This window comes from Streptomyces sp. SPB074 (assembly GCF_000154905.1).
In the GTDB taxonomy this organism is placed as follows: Bacteria; Actinomycetota; Actinomycetes; order Streptomycetales; family Streptomycetaceae; genus Streptomyces.
On sequence record NZ_GG770539.1, the window covers coordinates 2,947,446 to 2,949,464 of the forward strand.

2 protein-coding genes are annotated in these 2,019 nt (G+C 79.0%); both read right to left on the reverse strand.

Annotated elements, in window-relative coordinates; translation table 11 throughout:
- Window positions 1-39: 39 nt before the first annotated feature.
- Entirely contained in the window at window positions 40-1,299 is a 1,260-nt protein-coding gene (locus SSBG_RS12070; protein ID WP_008746412.1) for a glycosyltransferase, read from the reverse strand.
- On the reverse strand, window positions 1,296-2,019 hold a 724-nt coding region (locus SSBG_RS12075), incomplete at its 5' end, for a polysaccharide deacetylase family protein (protein ID WP_008746413.1). The genes SSBG_RS12070 and SSBG_RS12075, both read right to left, overlap by 4 nt.

Below are 2,019 nucleotides of genomic sequence, written 5' to 3' on the forward strand. Positions count from 1 at the left end.
CGGGGTTCGGGCTGCCCGGGGTGCTGGCGGGGCTGGTGCTCACGGCGTGTTCGCTTTCGTGCGGTTCGGGTGGGGGGCGCGCGGGCGCGGGGGGCGGGCGGCGGCGGGCGTCGCGGCCTGGGTGAGGGCGTGGCGGTAGACGGTGTCGAGGAGGGCGGCGGAGCGCTCGACGGCGTAGTGGCGCACGGCGGCGGGGACGGGGAAGCGCTCGCCGGGCGGGAGTCCGCGCCCGTGCCCGGTGGCGCGGCCCCAGCGGACGGCTTCGGCGAGCGCGGCCGGTGATCCGCCGACGCGCTGGGCCGGCGCGGACTCGGGGGGCAGGTCCTCCAGGGCCGGGCAGCGCGCGTAGAGCACGGGGAGCCCGGCGGCGAGCGCTTCGATGACGGCGAGCCCGAAGGCTTCGTCGGCGGAGGGCGAGAGGAAGACGTCGGCGGCGCAGAGCAGCGCGCGCAGTCCGTGCGGGTCCTGCTCGCCCGTCAGGTGGACGCGGTCCGCGAGGCCCAGGCGCGCGGTCAGGGCGCGCAGGGCGGACTCCTCGGGACCGCCGCCGGCGAGGACGAGGTGGTGGTCGGCGGGGAGGAGGGCGAGGGCCTGAACGAGCGCGGCGAAGCGTTTGCCGGGGACGAGGCGGCCCGCCCCGGCGAGGACGTGCGCGTGCCCGGGGATGCCGAGCGCGGCGCGCGCGGTGGCGCGCAGGTCCGGGTCGTGGGCGAAGGCGGCGGCGTCGATGCCGTTGGGGACGACGTGGACGCGGCTGTCGGGGACGCCCCAGCGGGTGAGGCGTTCGGCGACGGTGTCGGAGACGGCGACGGTCGCGGTGCCGAGGCGTTCGCCCGCGAGGTACAGGGCGCGCACGCCGGGGGTGAGGGGGCGGCCCTCGATCCCGGTGTCGCCGAGGGAGTGCTCGGTGGCGACGACGGCGCGCACGCCCGCGAGGCGGGCGGCGATCCGGCCGTAGAGGCAGGCGCGGTAGAGGTGGGTGTGCACGAGGTCGTAGCGGCCCGCGCGCACGTGCCGCACGAGGCGGGGCAGGGCGGTCAGGTCGCGGTTGCCGCCCATGCCGAGGTGGTGCACGGGGATGCCGTCGGCGCGCAGGGCGGTGGCGAGCGGGCCGGGGTGGGTGAGGGTGAGGACCTCGCTGGTGGCGGTGAGACGCGGGACGAGGAGCCGCAGTTGCTGCTCGGCGCCGCCGACGCCGAGGCCGGTGATGACGTGCAGGACGCGGGGCCCGGCGGGGCCGGGCGCCGTGGGCCGGGCCGCGTCGCGCGTGCCGGGGCGCGGCTCGTGCGCGGTGCTCATACGCGGGCCGCCTCCTCGGGCGCGAGGGGCGCGTACGGGAGGGTGGTGAGCGCGGTGGGGCGGCGGCGGGCGTGCAGGCGCCGTTTGAGGGCGAGGAGCGGCGCGGTGTCGCGGCTGCCGACGTGGACGCGCGGCAGGGCGTAGGGGCCGGTGAGGCCGCCGGGGTCGATGGCGCAGGCGTAGCGGTAGCCGGCGGCGCGCACGGCGTCCATGGCGCGGGCGTCGAGGGTCCCGTACGGGTAGCAGAAGCCGTCGACGGGCGTGCCGGTGAGCGCGGTGAGGCGGGAGCGGGCCCCGGCGGTCTCGGCGCGCAGGGTCGCGTCGTCGGCGCGGGTGAGATCGACGTGCGTGAGGCCGTGCGCGGCGAGTTCCATGCCCTCGGCGCGCACGCGGCGCAGTCCGGCGGCGGTGAGGAGGGGTTTGCGGGGGCCGAGCGGGTCCCAGGCGTTGTCGCCGCCGAGGCGGCCGGGGAGGGCGAAGACGGTGGCGGTGCAGCCGTGCCGGTGCAGGAGGGGGACGGCGTGGGAGAGGAAGTCGGCGTAGCCGTCGTCGAAGGTGAGGCCGACGAGTCCCGCGCCGCGCCCGGCGGCGCGGGCGGCGAGGAGTTCGGCGACGGAGACGCCGCGCAGCCCGCGCCGGCGCAGCCAGCGGAGCTGGCGCTCCAGGCGGCGCGGGGTGACGGTGACGCGGTACGGGTCCTCGCGCTCCTCGGAGACGGAG

Bases quoted from the DNA above. Each gene is read 5' to 3' on its own strand.
- SSBG_RS12070 (WP_008746412.1), bottom strand. From the start codon at position 1,299: ATGAGCACCGCGCACGAGCCGCGCCCCGGCACGCGCGACGCGGCCCGG.